This is a genomic window from Pseudoxanthomonas sp. PXM02 (genome assembly GCF_014851805.1).
In the GTDB taxonomy this organism is placed as follows: Bacteria; Pseudomonadota; Gammaproteobacteria; order Xanthomonadales; family Xanthomonadaceae; genus Pseudoxanthomonas_A.
This window is the reverse complement of the sequence record NZ_JACVAK010000001.1, coordinates 947,825-966,397: the sequence shown is the minus strand read 5'-3', so window position 1 is coordinate 966,397 and position 18,573 is coordinate 947,825. Positions and strand designations below refer to the sequence as shown.

Below are 18,573 nucleotides of genomic sequence, written 5' to 3'. Positions count from 1 at the left end.
ATACCGTTCATCGAGTCCACCATGGCCTGCCGTACCCGTTTCGCCCCCAGTCCTACCGGTTACCTGCACATCGGCGGCGCCCGCACGGCGCTGTACTGCTGGCTGGAGGCGCGCCATCGCGGCGGCGACTTCATCCTGCGTATCGAGGACACCGATCGGGAACGCAGCACGCAGGCGGCCATCGACGCGATCCTCGATGCGATGGACTGGCTGGGCCTGGGCTACGACGAGGGTCCGATCTACCAGACCCAGCGCATCGACCGTTACCGCGAAGTCGCCGAGCAACTCGTCGCGGCCGGCAAGGCCTACTACGCGTACGAGACGCGCGAAGAGTTGGACGCCATGCGCGAGGCGGCGATGGCGAAGCAGGAGAAGCCGCGCTACAACGGCGCCGCGCGCGAGCAGAACCTGCCGCACCGCGATGATCCGAACCGCGTCATCCGGTTCAAGAATCCGCTGGATGGCGTGGTCGCCTTCGACGACCTGATCAAGGGCCGCATCGAGATCGCCAACAGCGAACTCGACGACATGGTGATCTTCCGTCCGGACGGCTACCCGACCTACAACTTTGCGGTGGTGGTCGATGACTGGGACATGGGCATCACCGAGGTGATCCGCGGTGACGACCACATCAACAACACGCCGCGCCAGATCAACATCTACGAAGCGCTGGGCGCGCCGGTGCCGAAGTTCGCGCACATGCCGATGATCCTGGACGAGGAGGGCGCCAAGCTCTCCAAGCGCACCGGCGCGGCCGACGTGATGCAGTACAAGGACGCCGGCTACCTGCCGCATGCGCTGATCAACTATCTGGCGCGGCTGGGTTGGTCGCATGGCGACCAGGAGCTGTTCTCGCGGCAGGAGCTGATCGACCTGTTCGACGTGAAGGACGTGAACTCGAAGGCGGCACGCCTGGACATGGCCAAGCTGGGTTGGGTGAACCAGCATTACCTGAAGACCGATGCGCCCGCGGACATCGCGCCGCATCTGGTCTACCAGTTGGAAAAGCTCGGCGTCGACCTGACCGCAGGCCCGGCACCGGCCGACGTGGTGGTCGCGTTGCGCGATCGCGTGCAGACGCTGAAGGACATGGCCGAGAAGGCCGTGGTCTGGTACCAGCCTCTGACGGCCTACGACGACGCGGCCGTGGCCAAGCATCTGGGCGCGGCGGCGCAGGCCCCGCTGACCAAGGCGCGCGAGTCCCTGGCGGCGCTGACGGAGTGGAGTGCGGAAAGCGTATCGGTGGCGCTGCACGAAGCCGCCGCAGCGCTGGAACTCGGCATGGGCAAGGTCGCGCAGCCGCTGCGCGTCGCGATCACCGGCACCCAGGTCAGCCCCGACATCTCGCAGACCGTTTACCTGGCCGGCCGCGACGAGGCCTTGAAACGCATCGACGCCGCACTTATCAAGGTAGATACGTCCGCCTGACTCCGGATCGCCCATGCCGTCTTCCCACGCCTGTACCGACCCTCATCACCACGTCCATGACGCGCAAGCGTTCGTGGCCGCGGTAGAGCATGCGTGCCAGGAGCGTGGGCTGCGGCTGACGCCGATCCGTGCGCGCGTGCTGCAGTTGATCGCCGAAGCCGGCAAGCCGGTGAAGGCCTACGAACTGCTGGAGTGGGTGCGCGCCACCAAAGGTGTCGGCGCGGATGCACCACCGACGGTCTACCGTGCGCTGGACTTCCTGATGGCGAACGGCTTCGTGCACAAGCTGGAGTCGGTGAATGCCTTCGTCGCTTGCCACCATCCGAACAGCGCACAGCATTCGGTACCGTTCCTGATCTGCGACCGCTGCCATAGTGCGGTTGAGCTGGAAGACCGTGAGGTCGTGGCGGCGCTGGATGCGCGCGCCAAGGCGCTGGGCTTCCAGCCGCAGGCGCAGACGCTGGAAGTGCATGGGCTGTGTGCGCGGTGCGCGGCTGCATAAGGTGTTGCTGGCTGTGGGAGCGACGTAAGTCGCGAGCTCTTCCTCTGGCAGCACGGAAAGCTCGCGACTTACGTCGCTCCCACACCAAGCTTCCTCAGACCGTTGCCGGTACCGCCTTCGGTGAGCGTTCGCGGATCGGCAGGTTGGCTGCCGCTGCGATCAGCGCCAAGCCCATGTCGAGATACCACATCCACGTGTAATCGCCGGAGCGTTCGAGCGCCAGGCCACCGAGCCACGCACCGAAGAATCCACCGATCTGGTGCGACAGCAGCGTCAGTCCGAACAGTGTGCCCAGGTAGCGTGGGCCGAACAGTTTGCCGACCAGGCCCGCCGTCGGTGGAACCGTCGCCAGCCAGGTGAAGCCCAGTGCCGCGGCGAAGATGTAGAACGTCAGCGGCGTCGGTGGCGCCATCAGATACAGCGCGATCATCACCGCGCGACTGGCGTACATCACGGCGAGGATCCACTTCATCCGCACACGCTGACCCAGCGCACCGGCGATCAGGCTGCCTGCCACATTGAACAGGCCGATCAGCATCAGCGCAGCGGCCGACACGCTTGCCGGCAGGCCGCACAAGGCCACTTCGCCCGGCAGGTGTGTCACCAGGAACGCGATGTGTACGCCGCAGGTGAAGAAGCCGAGGTGCAGCATCCAATAGCTTCGATCGCGTAGTGCGATGGCGATCTGCTGCTTCAGGCTGATGTCGCCGATCGCGGTGGCGGTCGGTGTGCTGGATGCCGCGACTGCCTTCTTGCGCAATGGGAATGCGAGCGGGATCGCCAGCAGCGAGGCGACCGCCAAGGTGTACATGGCGCTGGCCCAACCGGCGAACGCGATGACCGCCTGGACCAGCGGCGCGAACACGAACTGTCCCAGCGACCCACCGGCGTTGATGAAGCCAGCGGCGAACGAACGCTTCTCCGGCGCCAACTGCTGTGCCGTGGCGCCGATCAAGATGGAGAAGCTGCCGGCGCCAGCGCCCGCCGCCGTCAGCAGGCCGAGCGTGAACATCAGCCCCCATGGCGACGTCAGGTGCGGCGTCAGGGCAAGACCGAGGGACAGCAGAATGGCACCGAGCACCAGCACGCCGGTGGAGCCGCGCTTGTCGGCGACGGCCCCGAAGATGGGTTGCACTGCGCCCCAAGTGAACTGTCCGATCGCCAGCGCGAAACTGATGGCCGCGATGCCGATGCCGGTGTCCTGGTGGATCGGTGCGACGAACAGACCGGTGGTCTGTCGCGCGCCCATCGTGATCATCAGCGTGGCCGACGCCGCCAGCAGCAGGCCCCAATGCATGCGTGGCACCGGCGTCGTCGTGGTGCTCATGCGGCTTCTCCCAGGTGTTGCCGCAACAGGCTGTCGAGACGATCCAGCTCTCCGTGAAGCCGCTGGACGGCGGCCTCGCCGAGCATGGTGTCGATGACCGACTGCGCCTGATGCCAGAGCGGCTTCGCGGCAGCGAGTCGGACGCGGCCTTCCTCGGTCAGTGCGATCACCCGTTGGCGGGCGTCCTTGCCGCGGACCGTTTCCAGCAGGCCTGCATCCATCAACGGCGACAGGTTGCGCGTCAATGTCGTGCGGTCCATGCCGAGTTCTTCCGCCAATCCGCCCAGCACGCGTGGCTCGCGCTCGGTCCGGCGCAGGATCGAGTACTGGTTGAGGCTCAGTCCCACGCTGGCCAGTTCGTGGTCATACACCTGGGTCACGCGGCGGCTGGCGCGCCGCAGGCGGAAGCAGGTGCACACGCTGCTGGTTGCGGCGGGAGGGGGTGTGGCGGTCATGGAGGTGCGCATGTGGGTGGATGGTCAATTATGTGTATATGCACGTAATGACTGTCAAGAAGGGCGGCTGCCATCCCGGCCAGCCGCCCCGGAGAGACCGCAGGTCAGAAGTAGGCGCGGATGCCGAACGCCACGCCACGGCCCGGCAGCGGCGCGTAGTCGCGCAGCAGCGAGGTATGCGGGCGCGCTTCTTCGTCGGTCAGGTTGCTGCCATCGAGGAACACCTCCCAGCTCGACGCGGTGCGATCCCAGCGGTACGCCACATGGGCATCGACCAGCGTATACCCGTCGCTGGTGTGCTCGTTCTGCGCAACGTCGTCCTGCTTGCTGTAGCGCACCGCACCCAGCGATGCGCGCCAGCCGCCCAGCGACCAGCCCAGGTCCGCGCCGACACGTATCGGGGCGATGCGGGGCAGGTAGCCGCCCTGCGCGATATCGACCTCGTAGCCGTGCGTGTGGTCGCCATGCGGGACTTCGAACGCAACGGTTCGCAGCCCACTGCCATCCAGCTTCGCACGCACGTAGTCGCCATACAGGCGCAGATCCCACATGCCGGCGGCCGTGTCGGCGAGCTGGATCTTCGCTTCGGCCTCGGCGCCGGTGAACGTGGCATCGTCCTGCGTCCACAAGCGAACCGGATAGCCTTCTTCTTCCACGCCGGTGTCGGTGAGGTAGATGAAATCCTTGAACTTCGTCTGGTAGACCGCGAACTTCAGGTCGACACGATCGGTGTGCCAATGCGCACCGATCTCGGCACGCACGCCCTTCTCGGTATCCAGTGTCGCATCACCGATCTCGATCGACTGCGTGGCGACGTGGGTACCGCCGGCGAACAGTTCCTCGTTGGTCGGCGCGCGCTCGGAACGGTCCAGGCCGAAGCGCAGGTCGAAGCCGTCACTCAGACGCCAGATGGCGGCAGCCGACAGGTTGATCGCATCGAAGTCCGTCGAGGCGCGATCTTCGGGCTTCAGCTTGACCTGATCGTAGCGGCCGCCGAGTTCCAGCTTCCACGGGCCGAAATCCTTCTCCTGCACCACGAACAGGCCCAGCGTATCGGTGACGGTCGGCGGCACGAAGGCCTCCGCGCCTACGGCGTTGAAGTCGGTGCTGCCGAACTGCAGGCCGAACGCACCACGCCAGCCGTTCCACGCCTTCTGCACGGCCTCCAGACGTGCGTCGTAGCCTTCGTTGGTGAAGCGCGTGCCGACCTCGTCGCCTTCCAGTTCGATGTGCTCGTAGTCGTTCCAGGCAGCACGCAGGTTGATGCTTTCCAGGAAGGACACCGGGTTGTAGACGCCGGCCTTCATGTCCAGGCGGTTCTGCACCATGTCGATGCGAACCGGACCTTCCTCGTGCTCCTCGTGATCATGGTCCTCCTCGCCGTCGTGGTCATGATCGTGGTCTTCCTCGCCATGCACGTGCGCACCGGCGGGAATGCCGTAGTTGCTGCGGTAGGTGCTGGCGGCCAGGCCGAAATAGCCGCGATCGCCGAGATAGGTGGCGCCAATCGCGCCGGCCTTGGTCTTGATCGAACTGTTCGGCAGCGTGCCGTTGGGCTGCGGCTCTTCTTCGTGTTCCTCGCCTTCCTCGTGATCGTGCAGGATGGCAACGCCGGGAATGTCGTAGTCGTCGGTGTCGCGCACCAGACCGTCGACGTGCAGCACCCAGTTTCCGTTCACGCCATCGAGGCGGAACATGCCGGTGCGCTCGTCATTAACGGTGTTGCCGCGGACCTCTGCGCGGCCGCTGAGCGGCTGGTCGGGGATGGATTCGGCCAGGCGACCGTCGACGACGTTGACGGCGCCGCCGATGGCGCCGCTGCCGAACAGCAGCGTGGCAGGGCCCTTCAGCACTTCGATCTGGTCGGCGAGAAAGGGTTCGATGCTGACGGCGTGGTCGGCGCTGACCGTGGAGGCGTCCATCGAGCCAATACCGCCGGACAGCACCTGCACACGCGGGCCCTCCTGGCCGCGGATGATCGGACGGCCGACGCCGGTACCGAAGTAGGTGGTTTGCACGCCCGGCAGCTTGGCGACGGTCTCGCCGAGGGTGCCGGCCTTGGCCTTGTCTAGGTCTTCGCCGTAAAGCACGTCCACCGGGGTGGCCACCGATTCGGCATTGCCCTTCAACGGCGAAGCGGTCACCACCACGGCATCCAGGTCCTTGGCCTGGGTGCCGCCGGCGTCATCGGCCAGCGCGGCGGGGGAGGCGAGCGCCAAGGCGAGGGCGGCGGCGAGCAGGTGGGGGGCGGGAAGCACGTTGCGGGGGAATGGCATGGGCGTGACGTCACTCATGGTGGAGAAGTTGAAGATGTTATAATATACCAATAGTGACAATATAACCCTCCCGGAAGTCATACTTGTCCCCCATGAAGTCCTCTTTCCGCTCCCTGATCGACCGCTTTGCCGCTGCCGGCTCGCTGGTCTGCGCGCTCCACTGCGCCATCACGCCGTTGCTGCTGGCCGTCATTCCCTCGCTCGGCTTGTCGGTCTGGCTGGGCGATGGATTCGAGCGGGCTTTCGTCGTGTTCGTCACGGTGCTGGGGCTTTTCAGCCTGATCTGGGGCTACCGCCGCCACCGTGTTTTCCGCGCGTTGGGCATGCTGCTGTTCGGCCTGTCCGCCCTGTGGGCCGGCGTGCTGTACACGCCGCTGCATGAATCCGTCGTTCCCCACGCCATCGTGATGACGATCGGCGGCATGCTGGTGGGCCTGGCCCACCTGCTGAACTTGCGCCTGAACCACTGGCACGTCCACGACGCCAGCTGCGCGCATTGAGCCGTGGAGCGGGCCGGACTGCGGCCCGGAAGGCCTTGCTGTGGTAGGCTTTGCGGCCTCGCGCGTGGCCCCCGGACCTGTGGGCAACCGCGCAACCGTCCCGACCGGGACGGACTTTTCATCGAATCAGGAGAACAAAGATGGGCAAGGGTGATCGCAAGACGGCCAAGGGCAAGCGCTATTCGTCCAGCTACGGCAACGCGCGCAAGCGCACCGTCGCCAAGGCCGGCATCGCTGCCACTGCCACCGCCAAGAAGTCGGTCGTGAAGGCGCCGGCGAAGAAGGCCGTGGCCAAGAAGGCCGTCGCCAAGGCGTAAGCCATCCGCGCCGGTATCGCCGGCAGCGAACACGAAACCCCGGCCCTGGCCGGGGTTTTCGTTTTTCTAGTCGCGGGTGACGTTGCGTCCGCCGACATGGACGGCGGAAACCAGATCCCCGCCCAGCCAGTACGCGAGTTGCGCGGGTTCGCTGATGCGCCAGCGGACGAAGTCCGCGCGTTGTCCGGTCACCAGGCGTCCGCGATCCTGCAACCCCAAGGCCTGCGCTGCATGCACGGTGGCACCCCGCAGCGCTTCTTCCGGCGTCAGACGAAAATGCGTGCAGGCGAGCGACATTGCCAGTCGCAACGATTGCAGCGGTGACGTGCCGGGATTGCAGTCGGTTGCGACCGCCATCGGCACGCCTTGGGCACGGAACGCCTCCAGCGGTGGCAGCTTCGTTTCACGCAGCACGTGGAACGCGCCCGGCAGCAGCACGGCGACACTGCCGGCCTGCTTCATCGCCGCGACGCCCGCCTCTGACGTGTACTCGACATGGTCGGCGGACAGGCCACCGAAACCGGCCACGAGTGCGGCACCACCGCCATCGCTGAGCTGGTCCGCGTGCAGCTTGACCGGAAGCCCGAGTTCACGCGCAACCTCGAACACGCGCCGTGTCTGCGCGTCCGTAAACCCGATGCGCTCGCAGAACGCATCCGCCGCATCGACCAGTCCTTCTGCGTGCAGCAGCGGCAACCACTCGCAGACCGCGGAAATGTAGTCGTCCGCACGGCCGGCGTACTCCGGTGGCAGCGCATGGGCGCCAAGGAAGGTCGTGCGTACCGTGATGCCGAGTTCCTCGCCGATGCGGCGCGCCACGCGCAGCATCTTGCGTTCGTTCTCCAGATCCAGCCCGTAACCGGACTTGATCTCCAGCGTGGTCACGCCGTCATCGCGCAAGGCTTGCGCGCGCGGCAGCGACTGCGCGAACAGGCCCGCCTCGCTGGCGGCACGGGTCGCCCGCACGGTCGAGACGATCCCGCCACCGGCGCGCGCGATGTCCTCGTAGCTGGCGCCTTGCAGGCGCTGCTCGAACTCGCCGGCGCGGTCGCCGCCGAAGACCACGTGCGTATGGCAGTCGATCAGGCCGGGCGTGACCCATTCGCCGCATGCGTCGATGACGGCGTCAGCCAGCGCATCAGATGATGCAGGCAGCTGGTCGGCAGGGCCTGCATAGGTCAGAACGCCATTGCGCCATGCCAGCGCGGCGTTCTCGCTCACGCCGTAGCCGGTGTCGCCAGCCAGCGTCACCAGTCGGGCATTCAACAGCAGGCCATCCCAGCGGCTCGCCATGAGATCAATCTCCTCCGCCATCGCCGCCTCCATCCGAATCGCCTTCCAACCCGTGGACGCTGCCGTTGCCGCCACTGTCATGCCCGCCTCGCGCCGCCTTGACGAACACGAAGAGCGCGAAAAGTATCGCCGCAGCGGCAAGCAGGAAGATTTCCATAAGGTCCATGGACGTGCCAGGGAAGGTAGCGACGCGGTAGCCTAACGCACCCCTGTCGCCGGCCGTAAGCATCGCCATGTCCAATCCCGACTCCACCGCAGGCCAGGTCCATGCCATCGAAGGCGGCTGGCGCGTGCCCGGCATCGCCAACCTGCATTCCCATGCGTTCCAGCGGGCCATGGCAGGCATGGCGGAACGGCAGACGCATCCGGAAGACAGCTTCTGGACCTGGCGCGAGATCATGTACCGCTTCGCTGCGCGCATGGATCCCGACAGCACGTACGCAGTGGCGACACAGCTCTACGCGGAAATGCTGGAAGCCGGCTACACCACGGTGTGCGAGTTCCACTACGTCCATCACCAGCCGGACGGCACGCCCTATGCCGATGCCGCCGCCATGTCGAAGGCGCTGATCGCCGCGGCACGCGATACCGGCATCCGGATGACGCTGCTGCCGGTGCTGTACATGACCGGTGGTTTCGATGGGCGCGCGCTGTCGGCCAGGCAGCAGCGTTTCGGTCACGGCGTCGACGGCTTCCTCCGCCTGATCGACGGCCTGCGTCCGCTACAGGATGACCAACTGCGCGTCGGCTGCGCTTTCCACAGCCTGCGTGCCGTGCCCGAAGCCGCCATGCGTGAGGTGCTGGCCGCACTGCCCGCCGACGCACCGATCCACATCCATATCGCCGAACAGGTGGGCGAAGTCCAGGACTGTCTGGCGGTGCGCAATGCGCGACCGGTCGAATGGTTGTTACGCGAGTTCCAGGTCGACCGGCGCTGGACACTGGTTCATGCCACGCATCTGACGCAGGAAGAGACGCATGGCATCGCCGCCAGCGGCGCGACCGTGGCAATCTGTCCGACGACCGAAGCCAACCTCGGCGACGGCTTGTTCCCATTACGCGAATACCTGCAGGCGGGCGGGCGTTGGGGCATCGGATCGGATTCGCATGTCTCGGTGTCGCCGGTGGAAGAATTGCGCTGGCTGGAGTATGGCCAGCGTCTGGTTACGCGCCATCGCAACATCGCAGTGACCGCAGATTCACCCAGTGTCGGCGAGACGCTGCTGCAGGGCGTACTGGAAAGTGCGACGGACGCCATTGGCTTCCCGGGTGGCAAAGATGATCTGGTACTGCTGGATGCCGATGCACCGGCGCTGGTTGGCGCAACGCGCAATGACCTGGTGGATCGCTGGTTGTTCGCCGGCAATCGGTCGCTGGTGAAGCAGGTGCGCGTCGCCGGTCGCGAGGTCGTCACCGATGGGCAGCATGTGGAGCGCGAGGCCATCGCGCGCCGGTACGGTGAAACGCTCCGGCAGCTGTTGCGTGATTGAGGCGGCCGGAGGATGACGTCGCCGCGTGGCGGATCATCGGCCGGATCGGGGGTTCCGTCGCGGGCAGGCCGGCGTCCATCCGATGTCCGCATGGCGATGGAGAAGGCACGGCAGCATGGCCTCCGTCCCCTCAGGAGCCGCGCCATGCCCTACGCACACACCCTTGCCCTGACGCTGGCGATCGCCAGCGGTTCCGCCCATGCGATGACCGATGCCTCGCTCGCCGATACCGTCAGCCAGCGCCTGCAGGGCGACCGGACCGGTGCCTGCATGGCGGTGGCCATTGTCGAGAACGGGTCGGTGGCCCGCACCTTCCAGTGTGCGGATGCCAAGGACACGTCGCGCATCGGACCCGACACGGCGTTCGAAATCGGCTCCGTCACCAAGACGATGACCGCCGCGCTGCTGGCCGACCTGATCTCCCAGGGCAACGGATCGCTGGATGATCCGCTGTCGGCATGGCTGCCACCGGGCACGAAGCTGCCCGACTTCCAGGGCAAGCCCATTCTTCTGCGGCATGTCGTGACCCACACCTCCGGATTGCCGGCGCTGCCATCACGCATGGGGGCGCCCGACATGACGGATCCGTACGCGAAGCTGGACGAGGCCGCACTGCTCGCGTCGCTGGGCGACGTGACCCTGGACGCCGCGCCGGGGACGAAGTTCGAGTACTCCAACTTCGCGTCGATGGTGCTGTCGTTCGCAGTTGCCCACCGCGCCGGCACGGATCTGGAAACGCTGATGAAGCAGCGACTGTTCGCGCCACTCGGCATGGAGCACGCCTACATCAACACCCCGCCCGCAGGCGTTCGCGCGGCGGCCGGGCATACGCCGAATGCGCGACCGACGTCCGCCTGGCATTTCCAGACCAATCTCGCCGGTGTGGGCGGCGCGCGCGCCACACTCGACGACATGGTCCGCTACTTGCAGGGACAGCTCGACGCGGAGGCAAGCGCTATCGCGCCTGCACTGAAGCTGTCGCAGCAGAAGGTGTCCGACGCGCCCCCGATGGCGATGAACTGGATGCTGATGCCGGTCGGCGGACGCACCGTGCATGTGCACGAGGGCGGCACGGGAGGCTTCTCGTCCTTCGTCTCGTTCGACAAGGAGAAACGCCGTGGCGTAGTGATCCTCTCCGATACGACCTGGAACTCGATCGGCAGCCTCGGGTCGCTGGGCCTGCACCTGGTCGATGCCAGCCTTCCGCTCGGTGCGCCGCGCCTGGAAGCCACACCTGATGCCGCGCTGCTCGACGCATTGGTGGGCGACTACGCGTTGGCCGGCGGCATGAAAATGACGCTGCGCCGGAAGGGCAATGCGCTGGAAATCCAGCCCGCAGGGCAGGGTACGTACGCGATGAGTTACGACAGCGCGGGCGACTTCTATCCGCGTGACTTCGATGCCGTCCTGCGGCCGCAACGCGGCGCGAACGGTTACACCTTCACCTGGATGCAGATGGGGGGCGCACTGCCGGCCACGCGCATCGACAAGGCGGTCGCGACGCCGGCGTTCGCCGTCGATCCCGCCACGCTGCGCGACTATGAAGGCGAGTATCCGCTCGTGCCGGGCTTCGGGCTGACGGTGAAGGTGCAGGGCGATGCGTTGACCATCCAGGGCACCGGACAGCCTGCACTGCCCGTGCAGGCGGTGGAGCGCGATGTGTTCGTGATGGATGCGGTGGGCGCGGAAATCCGCTTCGAGCGCGATGCCGCCGGCAAGGTCGCCGCGTTGACGTTGAAGCAGGCCGGCCAGCAACTGCGGGGCGAGAAGCAGTGACCACGCGACAGGACTATGCGCTGACGCAGCCGCTGCCCGCCGACGTACTCGTTGGCGGTGGCTCGGTACTGAGCCGCTATCGCCGGTATCCGGTGTTCGGCTCCCGTTGGCTGGCGGGCCGCAGTCTGTTGTTCTGCAGCATCATCGTGGTGGTGGCGGGCTTCATCGGGGCGGGCACCGGGCTCGCGGTACGGCAGTTCGATATCGCGTTGAAGGTGACGGCGACCCAGTTCGTCGCCTTCAGCCTGATGGCGACACTGGGGCCGGCGTTGGCCACGGCGGTGCGCCACCTGCGCTGGCCGGAGGCACGCGAGCGCAAGGCGGTGGTGGTGGCAGTGCTGGTCGGCATGGTGCTGAGCTTCTTCGTCGACCGCGTGGCATCGTCGTACCTCGACCAGCTGATCCGACCGGGCATGCTGGCCGCGGGCCTGCCGATGCCCGAGCAGGTAGTGCCGCCCGCACCGCTGCTGAAGGCGATAGGACTGGCGATCAATGTCGCCGCGCTGGTGCTCATCTACGGACTGTTCGGTGGCGGCTTGGCACTGCGGGCGTATTTCAGCGAGCGTCGTCGCTGGGACGACCACCACCATGCGCGTGAAGTGCACGCGCTGGAAGGACGCGTGCACGAGGCCGATCTTCGCCTCGGCGTGCTGCAGGCACAGGTCGAACCGCACTTCCTGTTCAACACGCTGGCCTCGGTGCGCGCGCTGGTGCGGCAGGATCCGGTGCAGGCCGAGGCCACGCTCGACGCGCTGGTCGACTTCCTGCGCGCCACCATTCCCAAGCTGCGCGAAGACCGCAGCCTGCATGCGACGCTGGGCCAACAGCTCGATATCTGCGCGAGCTACCTGGCGCTGATGCAGGTGCGCATGGGCGGGCGACTGGCGTACGCCGTGCAGGCGGATGAATCGCTACGCGCGCTGCCGTTCCCGCCGTCGCTGCTGATCACGCTGGTGGAGAACGCGATCAAGCACGGCATCGAGCCGCGCCCCGGCGCGGGGCGGGTTGAGGTGGCCGCAGTGCGCGACGGTGCCGGCTTGCGCGTCCGCGTCAGCGACGATGGCGCCGGCCTGCAGCCCGGCCTGAGCACGGGGATGGGGCTGGCGAATGTCCGTGAACAACTGGCCGCGCGCTACGGCACGCAGGCCATGTTCTCGCTGACGGCCGGTGATTCCGGGCGCGGAGTTTGCGCCGAGATCCGCGTGCCGATAGGGTCGTCCTCATGACGCCGGTCACCGCCCTGATCGCCGAAGACGAAGCGCCTCAGCGCCGCGCGCTGCAGCAGCAGTTGCGCGTGGCGTGGCCGGAGCTCGACGTGGTGGCGATCTGCGAGGACGGCGTGTCGGCGATGGAGGCCGTCGCGCAGCATCGCCCGCGGGTCGCCTTCCTCGATATCCGCATGCCCGGCGTCAGCGGGCTGGATGTCGCGCGACAGGTGGTGGCGCAAGGCGGCCTGGTCGTCTTCACCACGGCGTACGAGGACTACGCGATCCGGGCCTTCGAGGCCGGCGCGGCCGACTATCTGCTCAAGCCCGTGCAGGACGCGCGGCTGGAGCAGGCGGTCGCGCGCGTACGCGAGCGGCTGGCCGATGCGCGCAAGCCCGATCTGCGCACCCTCATCGACGATCTGGAGGCCCGCCTGCGGCCGCAGGGCGATCGGCTGATCCGCTGGATCACCGCCAGCGTCGGCGACAGCGTGCGCATGATCGCCGTCGACGACGTGCTGTTCTTCCAGGCGCAGGACAAGTACGTGCGCGTGGCGACCGCCACCGACGAGGCCATCATCCGCATGCCATTGAAGGAACTGCTCGGTGGCCTGGATCCGGATGTGTTCTGGCAGGTGCACCGTGGCGTCCTGGTGCGCGTGCAGGCGATCGACCGCGTACGCAAGGACGAACTCGGCCGGCAGCAGCTCAGCATCAAGGGTCGCAGCGACGTGCTGCCAGTCAGCGCTGCGTTCCAGCAGCGATTCCGCGGCATGTAGCCGGTCAGCCGAACAGGTCGTCGGCCGGCGGCAGCGCGCCTTCCAACTGCAACAGGAACTGCTTGGTCGGCAGGCCGCCACCGAAGCCGGTCAGCGACCCGTCCGCGCCAATGACCCGATGGCAGGGCAGCACGATCGGCAGCGGATTGCGTCCGTTCGCCGCGCCCACCGCACGCATCGCGGTCGGCTTGCCCACGCGTTGCGCCAACTGTGCGTAGCTGATCGTGTCGCCATAGCCGATGCCCGCCAGCGTCATCCACACCGTGCGCTGGAACTCGGTGCCACGCGGTGCCAGCGGCAGATCGAACGCACGCCGCGTGGCTGCGAAGTATTCGTCCAACTGGCGCGCAGCGAGATCGATCACGGCGTGGTCGCCTTCCGTCCATCCTTGCCGGTCCGCCGGATGTCGGTTGCGGGGGAACTCGATCGCATGCAGGCCGGCATCCGTCGCGGCGATGGTCAGCGTGCCGACGGGGCTGTCGAGATGGCGGAAGAGGATCATGGCGTGGGCAGGATAGGGCAGCTTGGATGTGGGAGCGACGTAAGTCGCGATGGGTCATCGGTAAAGCTTCATCGCGACTTACGTCGCTCCCACAACAGCGGAGGGCTTCGCTGCCGCCATGCTGCCCTTCCATACATGGATCACCGCATACGCGCGCCACGGCCGCCACGCTTCCGCGCGCGCGGTCAATGCTTTGGCGGTCATGCGCACGCCATCGGTGGGGACGGCCTTCTGCAGCACCAGGTCGTCGGCGGGAAATGCATCCGGATGGCCGAGCGCGCGCAGCGCCATGTAGTGCGCGGTCCACGGACCGATGCCGGGCAACGCGACCCAGCGCGAGGTGAAATCCTCCAGCGTCCGCTCGGGATTGAAGTCGACGCGGCCCTCCAGCAACGCGCGCGACAGTCCGCGGATCGTGTCGGCGCGCGCACGGGTCAGGCCGATTTCGGTCAGGTCGACATCGGCCAGCCGGTCCGGCGTCGGGAACAGGTGCGTCAACCCGTCGAACGCGACCGGCAGCGGTGTGCCGTGTCGTTGCGCCAACCGCGCGGTCAGCGTGCGTGCGGCGGCCACGCTGACCTGCTGGCCGATCACCGCGCGCACCGCGATCTCGAAACCGTCCCAGCCACTCGGCAGCCGCAGTCCGGGGCGTGCCTCCAGCAACGGGCGCAGGCGCGCATCGCCGCCAAGCGCCTGCGCGATGACGTGCGGATCCGCGTCGAGGTCGAACATGCGACGCAGCCGCTGCACGATGCCCAGCAGGCCGGCCGGCGCGGCGCCATGCAGTTCCAGCCTGAGCGCATGCGCATCGCCGCCCCAGGCACTGACACGCAGCCAGCCCGGGGCGTCGGCCGTGCCGACCACGCGCCGGTAGCTGCGGTCGTCCACCGCTTCAACGCCGGGCAATGCACGCCCGCGCAGGAAATCCAGCATCGCCGTCAGGTCGTAGGGCGGGCGATAGCCGAGCCGCAGCGTCACACCGTCGTCCGCGGGCGGCACATCGCGCTTGCGTAGTTCCCGCGGCGCCATGCGGTACTCCTCGCGGAACGCGGTGTTGAAACGGGTGAGGCTGCCGAAGCCCGCCGCCAGCGCCACCTGCGTGATCGGCAGCGCGGTCTCGGTCAACAGCTGCTTGGCGAACAGCAGGCGGCGCGTGCCGTGCACCTCGTTGGGTGTGGCGCCCAGCCGTTCGCTGAAGAGGCGACGCAGCTGCCGTTCGCCCAATCCCACCTTGTCGGCCAACGTCGACAAGGGCGCATCGACCAGCGCGCCCTGTTCGATGAGCTTCAAGGCGCGCGCCACCACGTCATCGCCACGTCGCCATGCGCCGTCGCCGGGCGCGAGTTCCGGGCGGCAGCGCAGGCAGGGACGAAATCCTGCTGCCTCCGCTGCTGCGGCATGGCGGTAGTACACGATGTTGGCGGGTTTCGGTGCGGGCGCCGGGCAGACCGGCCGGCAATAGATGCGCGTGCTGGTGACTGCGGTGAAGAACAGGCCGTCGAAGCGCGCGTCGCGACTCAGGCGCGCCTGTTCGCAGACGCGCGGATCGGGCAGGGCGGTGGCATCGGCAGCGGGCATGTGCGCAGGCTAGCACCGCCCCTGCGCACGGACTCGCCGTTTCCGGACATCAATGGGCGGTGTCGGTCCGCGGCGTCAGCACGGGGGTGAACACGTCGGACGAGCCATCATTGCGCGCCGGGGTGACGCCCAGCAGCCTCGCCAGCAACGGGTAGACGTCCACGTTGTCGAACGCGGGCAGCGTCATGCCATGACGGAAACTCGGGCCGGCCGCCACGAACACCGCCCGCATCGACGGAAACGCGTTGTCGTAGCCGTGCGAGCCGCGGTTGAGGTGCTCCGTCGTCGCACGGGCCAGTTGTGCGGCCGGCAGTCCGTTCCACCCTTCGTCGAACTGGCAGACGATCGCGGGGATGCGCGGATGCGTGCCGTAGTGCCAGCGTGCCGGCAGGTCCTGCTTGCGCCAGCAGGTGTAGTGCGCATGGCGGCCGAGCAGGCGCTGGTAGGTGGCCGCTTCGTGGCCTGCGCGCGGATTGAAGCCGATCACCTGGCCGGTGCTGACCGCTTCGGCCTGCTCGATCGTGGCCATGTCTTCGATCGCGATGTACTGGTCCGGCCGCACCGGTGCCATGCCGTGGTCGGACACGACCACCACATCGGTGCTGGCACGCAGTCCGTGCGCGTCGAGCGCCTGCACCAGCCGGCCGACGGCGGCGTCCACTTCGCGGATCGCGGCGTGGGTTTCTGGTGCCTCGGGTCCCTGGTCATGGCCGACGTTGTCGACGCGCTCGAAGTACAGCGCGGCCAGCCGCGGGCGAGTCGTGGCCGGTTCGGTCATCCACGCCGCCACCTGGTCGGCGCGGTCGGCGGAACTGATCTCGGGCGAATAGGGCACCCAGCGCGTCGGGCGCAGTCCCTCGATCGGGGCCGCGTTGCCCGGCCAGGCCCAGATGGCGGTGCGCAGGCCGGCTTTTTCGGCGGTGTTCCAGATCGGTTCGCCCTGCCACCAGCGTGCATCGGCGCCGGCCGTCTTGTCGGCCACCTTGAAGCCGCCGACGGCGTCGTCGCGCATGCTGTTGTGGATGATGCCGTGGCGGTCGGGCCGCAGGCCGGTCACCAGGGTGAAGTGGTTCGGGAACGTCAGCACCGGGTAGGACGGGTTCATCCATTCGGCGCGCACGCCGTCGCGGGCGAGCGCATCGAGGACGGGCGTGTTGCCGCGGCCCAAGGCGCTGGCCGGCAGGCCATCGATGGAGATCAGGACGACGCTGTGCGGGGCAGGAGGCGTCGCGGGCAAGGAGGGGCGGGTGGTGGTGCAGCCGGCTGTCCCTAGCAGGAGCGCCAGCACCGTCACCCTGACCAATGGCAGGCGCATGCGGTACGTGCAGAAGCTGAAATCGCGTACAGCTTGGCAGACTCCGGGGGCATCCGCATGACACAGGCTGTCCGACTTTCGTCCTTGCTGGCACTGGCTTGCGTCATCGCGCCCGTCCATGCGGCCACGCCCGAGGACATCCGCATGGCCGAATGCGCCGTCTGGCAACGTGAACGGAGTTTCGCCCGATCGGTCGCCGACCACGACGCGGCCGCGTTCGCCGAGCACCTCCACCCCGACGCCGCCTTCGGGGTCAGCGGCAAGCCCACGCGGGGCCGCGACGCGATCACCCGCGAATGGGCCGGCCTGATCAACGGTTCTGTGTTGATCCTGCGCTGGTACCCCGCCGTCGTGACCCTGGGCGGTGACGGGCGAACGGCCTATTCCAGCGGTCCGGCGCTGTACGAGGACCCGAAGAGCGGCGCTACGCGGCTGGGCCGGTTCGGCTCGGTCTGGCAGCGCGGGGATGACGGCGTCTGGCGTGTACTGTTCGACGACGGCATTCCCCCGCAACCGGCCGACGCCGCGGCCGCGCAACGCTTCCGCGAAGGTGAACGCGCTGCCTGTCCGTCAGCCTGAGTTCGGCCTGAATGCTGGGTGCGACGTCGGTCCCTGCGGACGTGTCGGGGGCGTATCGTGAAGTCACATTCACGTCCGGGAGCCGCCCATGAAACGCCTTCCTCTGATGTTCTTGCTCGCCGCTGGCCTGGCTGCCGCTACTGCACAGGCCCAGACCACCGCCGAGCAGACGCCCACGACGACGCCGGCCACGCAGGACGCCGCGAAGGCTGCGGAGTCAGCGACGCACGCAGCCGACGCTGACAAGAAGCTCTTGTCCGAAGCGAACTGCGTACGCGAGACCGGCAGCCGCATCACCAGGCGCGATGGCAAGTCGCGTTGCACCGGCCAGCCGGGCCGCGCATACACCAAGGATGACCTCAACAGCACCGGTCACCTCAACCTGTCCGACGCGCTGCGCACCCTGGATCCGTCGATCCGCTGAAGGGTGAAGTGTTGCCACCGCGTTTCCCGTGCTCAGGGAGCGCGGTGGCGGTCAGCAATCGTCCGACCGTGATGCTGCGTAACGCAACCCGCGCGTCAGCTGCTCAATGACGTTCGCGTCGGCGTACACGTTCGCCTCGTGGCCCAGCCCGGTATACCAACTGCGACCACCGTCGTAGTCATGGCACCACGCAATCGGGTGGTCGGCGCCCATGGTGCCGCCGCTGTAGCCGCGCTCGTCCACGGTGGCGATCACGCGCACCTGTGGCCTCGGATTCGTGCGGTAGTTGTACAGCTCGTCGGTGATCGGCCAGCGTGCACCCGCAGGCTGGCCGTCGAGCTCCGGCTGCACCTGCGTCGACTGCAGGCCCGGCGGATGGCTGGCGAAATACGCGCCGACGAGGCGCCCATACCAGGGCCAGTCGTATTCGGTGTCCGCTGCGGCGTGGACACCCACGAAACCGCCACCACCGCGGACGAAACCTTCCATTGCCGCCTGTTGCGCCTCGTCCAGCACATCTCCGGTGGTGCTGGCGAACACCACCACGCGATAGCGCGCGAGGTTGGCGGCACTGAAGTCGTTCGCGTCCTCGGTGTGGTCGGCCGCCATGCCCGCATCGGCCACCAGGGTGCGCAAGGTCGCGACCGCGGTGGGAATGGCGTCATGGCGGAAGCCGGCCGTCTTGGTGAAGATCAGCACGCGCTCCGGTGGCGCGGCCGGGGCGGGTGTCGCGGACAGCAGGGTTCCCAGCAGCACGGCGGAAACGACGGTGCGGAAGATGGCCATGGCCGGATTCTGCCACGCGCGTCATCACGCACTGCAGCATC

19 protein-coding genes are annotated in these 18,573 nt (G+C 67.5%); 10 read left to right on the top strand and 9 right to left on the bottom strand.

Annotated features, from left to right (window positions below):
- Nucleotides 1–21: 21 nt before the first annotated feature.
- Nucleotides 22–1,428, top strand: coding sequence for a glutamate--tRNA ligase (gltX, locus tag IB225_RS04640; protein ID WP_192310065.1), 1,407 nt, complete (start codon nucleotides 22–24; stop codon nucleotides 1,426–1,428).
- A gap of 13 nt (nucleotides 1,429–1,441) precedes the next feature.
- On the top strand, nucleotides 1,442–1,930 hold the full coding sequence (locus tag IB225_RS04635) for a Fur family transcriptional regulator (protein WP_192310064.1): 489 nt from the start codon (nucleotides 1,442–1,444) through the stop codon (nucleotides 1,928–1,930).
- A gap of 94 nt (nucleotides 1,931–2,024) precedes the next feature.
- On the opposite strand, the gene IB225_RS04630 is transcribed toward IB225_RS04635, so the two are convergent.
- The 3 genes from IB225_RS04630 to IB225_RS04620 all read right to left on the bottom strand — a co-directional run bounded on the left by IB225_RS04630 (nucleotide 2,025) and on the right by IB225_RS04620 (nucleotide 5,988).
- Complete coding sequence (locus IB225_RS04630) at nucleotides 2,025–3,257, bottom strand: MFS transporter (protein ID WP_192310063.1); 1,233 nt, start codon at nucleotides 3,255–3,257, stop codon at nucleotides 2,025–2,027.
- Nucleotides 3,254–3,712, bottom strand: a complete 459-nt coding sequence (locus IB225_RS04625; protein WP_192310062.1) for a MarR family winged helix-turn-helix transcriptional regulator — start codon at nucleotides 3,710–3,712, stop codon at nucleotides 3,254–3,256. The genes IB225_RS04630 and IB225_RS04625 overlap by 4 nt, the downstream gene beginning before the upstream one ends.
- A 104-nt stretch (nucleotides 3,713–3,816) precedes the next feature.
- Nucleotides 3,817–5,988 (bottom strand): TonB-dependent receptor, encoded by a 2,172-nt coding sequence (locus tag IB225_RS04620; RefSeq protein ID WP_192310061.1) that lies wholly within the window; start codon nucleotides 5,986–5,988, stop codon nucleotides 3,817–3,819.
- Nucleotides 5,989–6,080: 92 nt separating this feature from the next.
- Here IB225_RS04620 and IB225_RS04615 point away from each other — a divergent pair, with 92 nt between their 5' ends.
- Both IB225_RS04615 and IB225_RS04610 read left to right on the top strand, forming a co-directional pair.
- Nucleotides 6,081–6,488 carry a MerC domain-containing protein gene (locus IB225_RS04615; RefSeq protein WP_192310060.1) on the top strand — a complete coding sequence of 136 codons (408 nt, stop codon included), beginning with the start codon at nucleotides 6,081–6,083 and terminating at the stop codon, nucleotides 6,486–6,488.
- A gap of 140 nt (nucleotides 6,489–6,628) precedes the next feature.
- Nucleotides 6,629–6,805: a 30S ribosomal protein THX gene (locus IB225_RS04610; protein ID WP_162339004.1), complete on the top strand. Its 177-nt coding sequence runs from the start codon at nucleotides 6,629–6,631 to the stop codon at nucleotides 6,803–6,805.
- A 66-nt stretch (nucleotides 6,806–6,871) separates the two neighbouring features.
- Here IB225_RS04610 and hutI read toward each other — a convergent pair whose 3' ends face one another.
- The gene (gene hutI / locus IB225_RS04605; protein ID WP_192310059.1) at nucleotides 6,872–8,098 is read right to left on the bottom strand and encodes an imidazolonepropionase; all 1,227 of its coding nucleotides are present in this window, start codon (nucleotides 8,096–8,098) and stop codon (nucleotides 6,872–6,874) included.
- A 4-nt stretch (nucleotides 8,099–8,102) separates the two neighbouring features.
- Nucleotides 8,103–8,333, bottom strand: a complete 231-nt coding sequence (locus IB225_RS04600) for a hypothetical protein (protein WP_192310058.1) — start codon at nucleotides 8,331–8,333, stop codon at nucleotides 8,103–8,105.
- On the opposite strand from IB225_RS04600, the gene IB225_RS04595 reads away from it, so the two are divergent.
- The 4 genes from IB225_RS04595 (at nucleotide 8,332) to IB225_RS04580 (ending at nucleotide 13,348) form a co-directional block, all read left to right on the top strand.
- Nucleotides 8,332–9,588, top strand: a complete 1,257-nt coding sequence (locus IB225_RS04595; RefSeq protein WP_192310057.1) for a formimidoylglutamate deiminase — start codon at nucleotides 8,332–8,334, stop codon at nucleotides 9,586–9,588. The two genes, IB225_RS04600 and IB225_RS04595, sit on opposite strands and share 2 nt — an antisense overlap.
- A 144-nt stretch (nucleotides 9,589–9,732) precedes the next feature.
- Entirely contained in the window at nucleotides 9,733–11,364 is a 1,632-nt protein-coding gene (locus tag IB225_RS04590; protein WP_192310056.1) for a serine hydrolase, read from the top strand.
- Entirely contained in the window at nucleotides 11,361–12,590 is a 1,230-nt protein-coding gene (locus IB225_RS04585) for a histidine kinase (RefSeq protein WP_192310055.1), read from the top strand. The genes IB225_RS04590 and IB225_RS04585 overlap by 4 nt, the downstream gene beginning before the upstream one ends.
- Nucleotides 12,587–13,348: a LytTR family DNA-binding domain-containing protein gene (locus tag IB225_RS04580; RefSeq protein ID WP_192310054.1), complete on the top strand. Its 762-nt coding sequence runs from the start codon at nucleotides 12,587–12,589 to the stop codon at nucleotides 13,346–13,348. Before IB225_RS04585 ends, IB225_RS04580 begins: the two co-directional genes overlap by 4 nt.
- Nucleotides 13,349–13,352: 4 nt before the next feature.
- Here IB225_RS04580 and IB225_RS04575 read toward each other — a convergent pair whose 3' ends face one another.
- From IB225_RS04575 to IB225_RS04565, 3 genes are all read right to left on the bottom strand, one after another.
- A complete protein-coding gene (locus IB225_RS04575; RefSeq protein ID WP_192310053.1) occupies nucleotides 13,353–13,850 on the bottom strand; it encodes a methylated-DNA--[protein]-cysteine S-methyltransferase in 498 nt (165 codons plus the stop codon).
- 78 nt (nucleotides 13,851–13,928) lie between these two features.
- A complete protein-coding gene (locus tag IB225_RS04570) occupies nucleotides 13,929–15,428 on the bottom strand; it encodes a DNA-3-methyladenine glycosylase 2 (protein ID WP_192310052.1) in 1,500 nt (499 codons plus the stop codon).
- Nucleotides 15,429–15,477: 49 nt separating this feature from the next.
- On the bottom strand, nucleotides 15,478–16,743 hold the full coding sequence (locus IB225_RS04565) for an ectonucleotide pyrophosphatase/phosphodiesterase (protein WP_192310051.1): 1,266 nt from the start codon (nucleotides 16,741–16,743) through the stop codon (nucleotides 15,478–15,480).
- Nucleotides 16,744–16,827: 84 nt separating this feature from the next.
- Between IB225_RS04565 and IB225_RS04560 the strand changes: the two genes are divergently transcribed.
- Together IB225_RS04560 and IB225_RS04555 are read left to right on the top strand one after the other, a co-directional pair.
- The gene (locus IB225_RS04560) at nucleotides 16,828–17,322 is read left to right on the top strand and encodes a nuclear transport factor 2 family protein (protein WP_225583270.1); all 495 of its coding nucleotides are present in this window, start codon (nucleotides 16,828–16,830) and stop codon (nucleotides 17,320–17,322) included.
- 88 nt (nucleotides 17,323–17,410) lie between these two features.
- Entirely contained in the window at nucleotides 17,411–17,746 is a 336-nt protein-coding gene (locus IB225_RS04555; protein ID WP_192310050.1) for a hypothetical protein, read from the top strand.
- Nucleotides 17,747–17,797: 51 nt separating this feature from the next.
- Here IB225_RS04555 and IB225_RS04550 read toward each other — a convergent pair whose 3' ends face one another.
- Nucleotides 17,798–18,532 carry a ThuA domain-containing protein gene (locus IB225_RS04550; RefSeq protein ID WP_192310049.1) on the bottom strand — a complete coding sequence of 245 codons (735 nt, stop codon included), beginning with the start codon at nucleotides 18,530–18,532 and terminating at the stop codon, nucleotides 17,798–17,800.
- Nucleotides 18,533–18,573 lie beyond the last annotated feature (41 nt).

Bases quoted from the DNA above. Each gene is read 5' to 3' on its own strand.
- gltX (WP_192310065.1), top strand. From the start codon at position 22: ATGGCCTGCCGTACCCGTTTCGCCCCCAGTCCTACCGGTTACCTGCAC.
- IB225_RS04635 (WP_192310064.1), top strand. From the start codon at position 1,442: ATGCCGTCTTCCCACGCCTGTACCGACCCTCATCACCACGTCCATGAC.
- IB225_RS04630 (WP_192310063.1), bottom strand. From the start codon at position 3,257: ATGAGCACCACGACGACGCCGGTGCCACGCATGCATTGGGGCCTGCTG.
- IB225_RS04625 (WP_192310062.1), bottom strand. From the start codon at position 3,712: ATGACCGCCACACCCCCTCCCGCCGCAACCAGCAGCGTGTGCACCTGC.
- IB225_RS04620 (WP_192310061.1), bottom strand. From the start codon at position 5,988: ATGCCATTCCCCCGCAACGTGCTTCCCGCCCCCCACCTGCTCGCCGCC.
- IB225_RS04615 (WP_192310060.1), top strand. From the start codon at position 6,081: ATGAAGTCCTCTTTCCGCTCCCTGATCGACCGCTTTGCCGCTGCCGGC.
- IB225_RS04610 (WP_162339004.1), top strand. From the start codon at position 6,629: ATGGGCAAGGGTGATCGCAAGACGGCCAAGGGCAAGCGCTATTCGTCC.
- hutI (WP_192310059.1), bottom strand. From the start codon at position 8,098: ATGGCGAGCCGCTGGGATGGCCTGCTGTTGAATGCCCGACTGGTGACG.
- IB225_RS04595 (WP_192310057.1), top strand. From the start codon at position 8,332: ATGTCCAATCCCGACTCCACCGCAGGCCAGGTCCATGCCATCGAAGGC.
- IB225_RS04600 (WP_192310058.1), bottom strand. From the start codon at position 8,333: ATGGCGATGCTTACGGCCGGCGACAGGGGTGCGTTAGGCTACCGCGTC.
- IB225_RS04590 (WP_192310056.1), top strand. From the start codon at position 9,733: ATGCCCTACGCACACACCCTTGCCCTGACGCTGGCGATCGCCAGCGGT.
- IB225_RS04580 (WP_192310054.1), top strand. From the start codon at position 12,587: ATGACGCCGGTCACCGCCCTGATCGCCGAAGACGAAGCGCCTCAGCGC.
- IB225_RS04575 (WP_192310053.1), bottom strand. From the start codon at position 13,850: ATGATCCTCTTCCGCCATCTCGACAGCCCCGTCGGCACGCTGACCATC.
- IB225_RS04570 (WP_192310052.1), bottom strand. From the start codon at position 15,428: ATGCCCGCTGCCGATGCCACCGCCCTGCCCGATCCGCGCGTCTGCGAA.
- IB225_RS04565 (WP_192310051.1), bottom strand. From the start codon at position 16,743: ATGCGCCTGCCATTGGTCAGGGTGACGGTGCTGGCGCTCCTGCTAGGG.
- IB225_RS04555 (WP_192310050.1), top strand. From the start codon at position 17,411: ATGAAACGCCTTCCTCTGATGTTCTTGCTCGCCGCTGGCCTGGCTGCC.
- IB225_RS04550 (WP_192310049.1), bottom strand. From the start codon at position 18,532: ATGGCCATCTTCCGCACCGTCGTTTCCGCCGTGCTGCTGGGAACCCTG.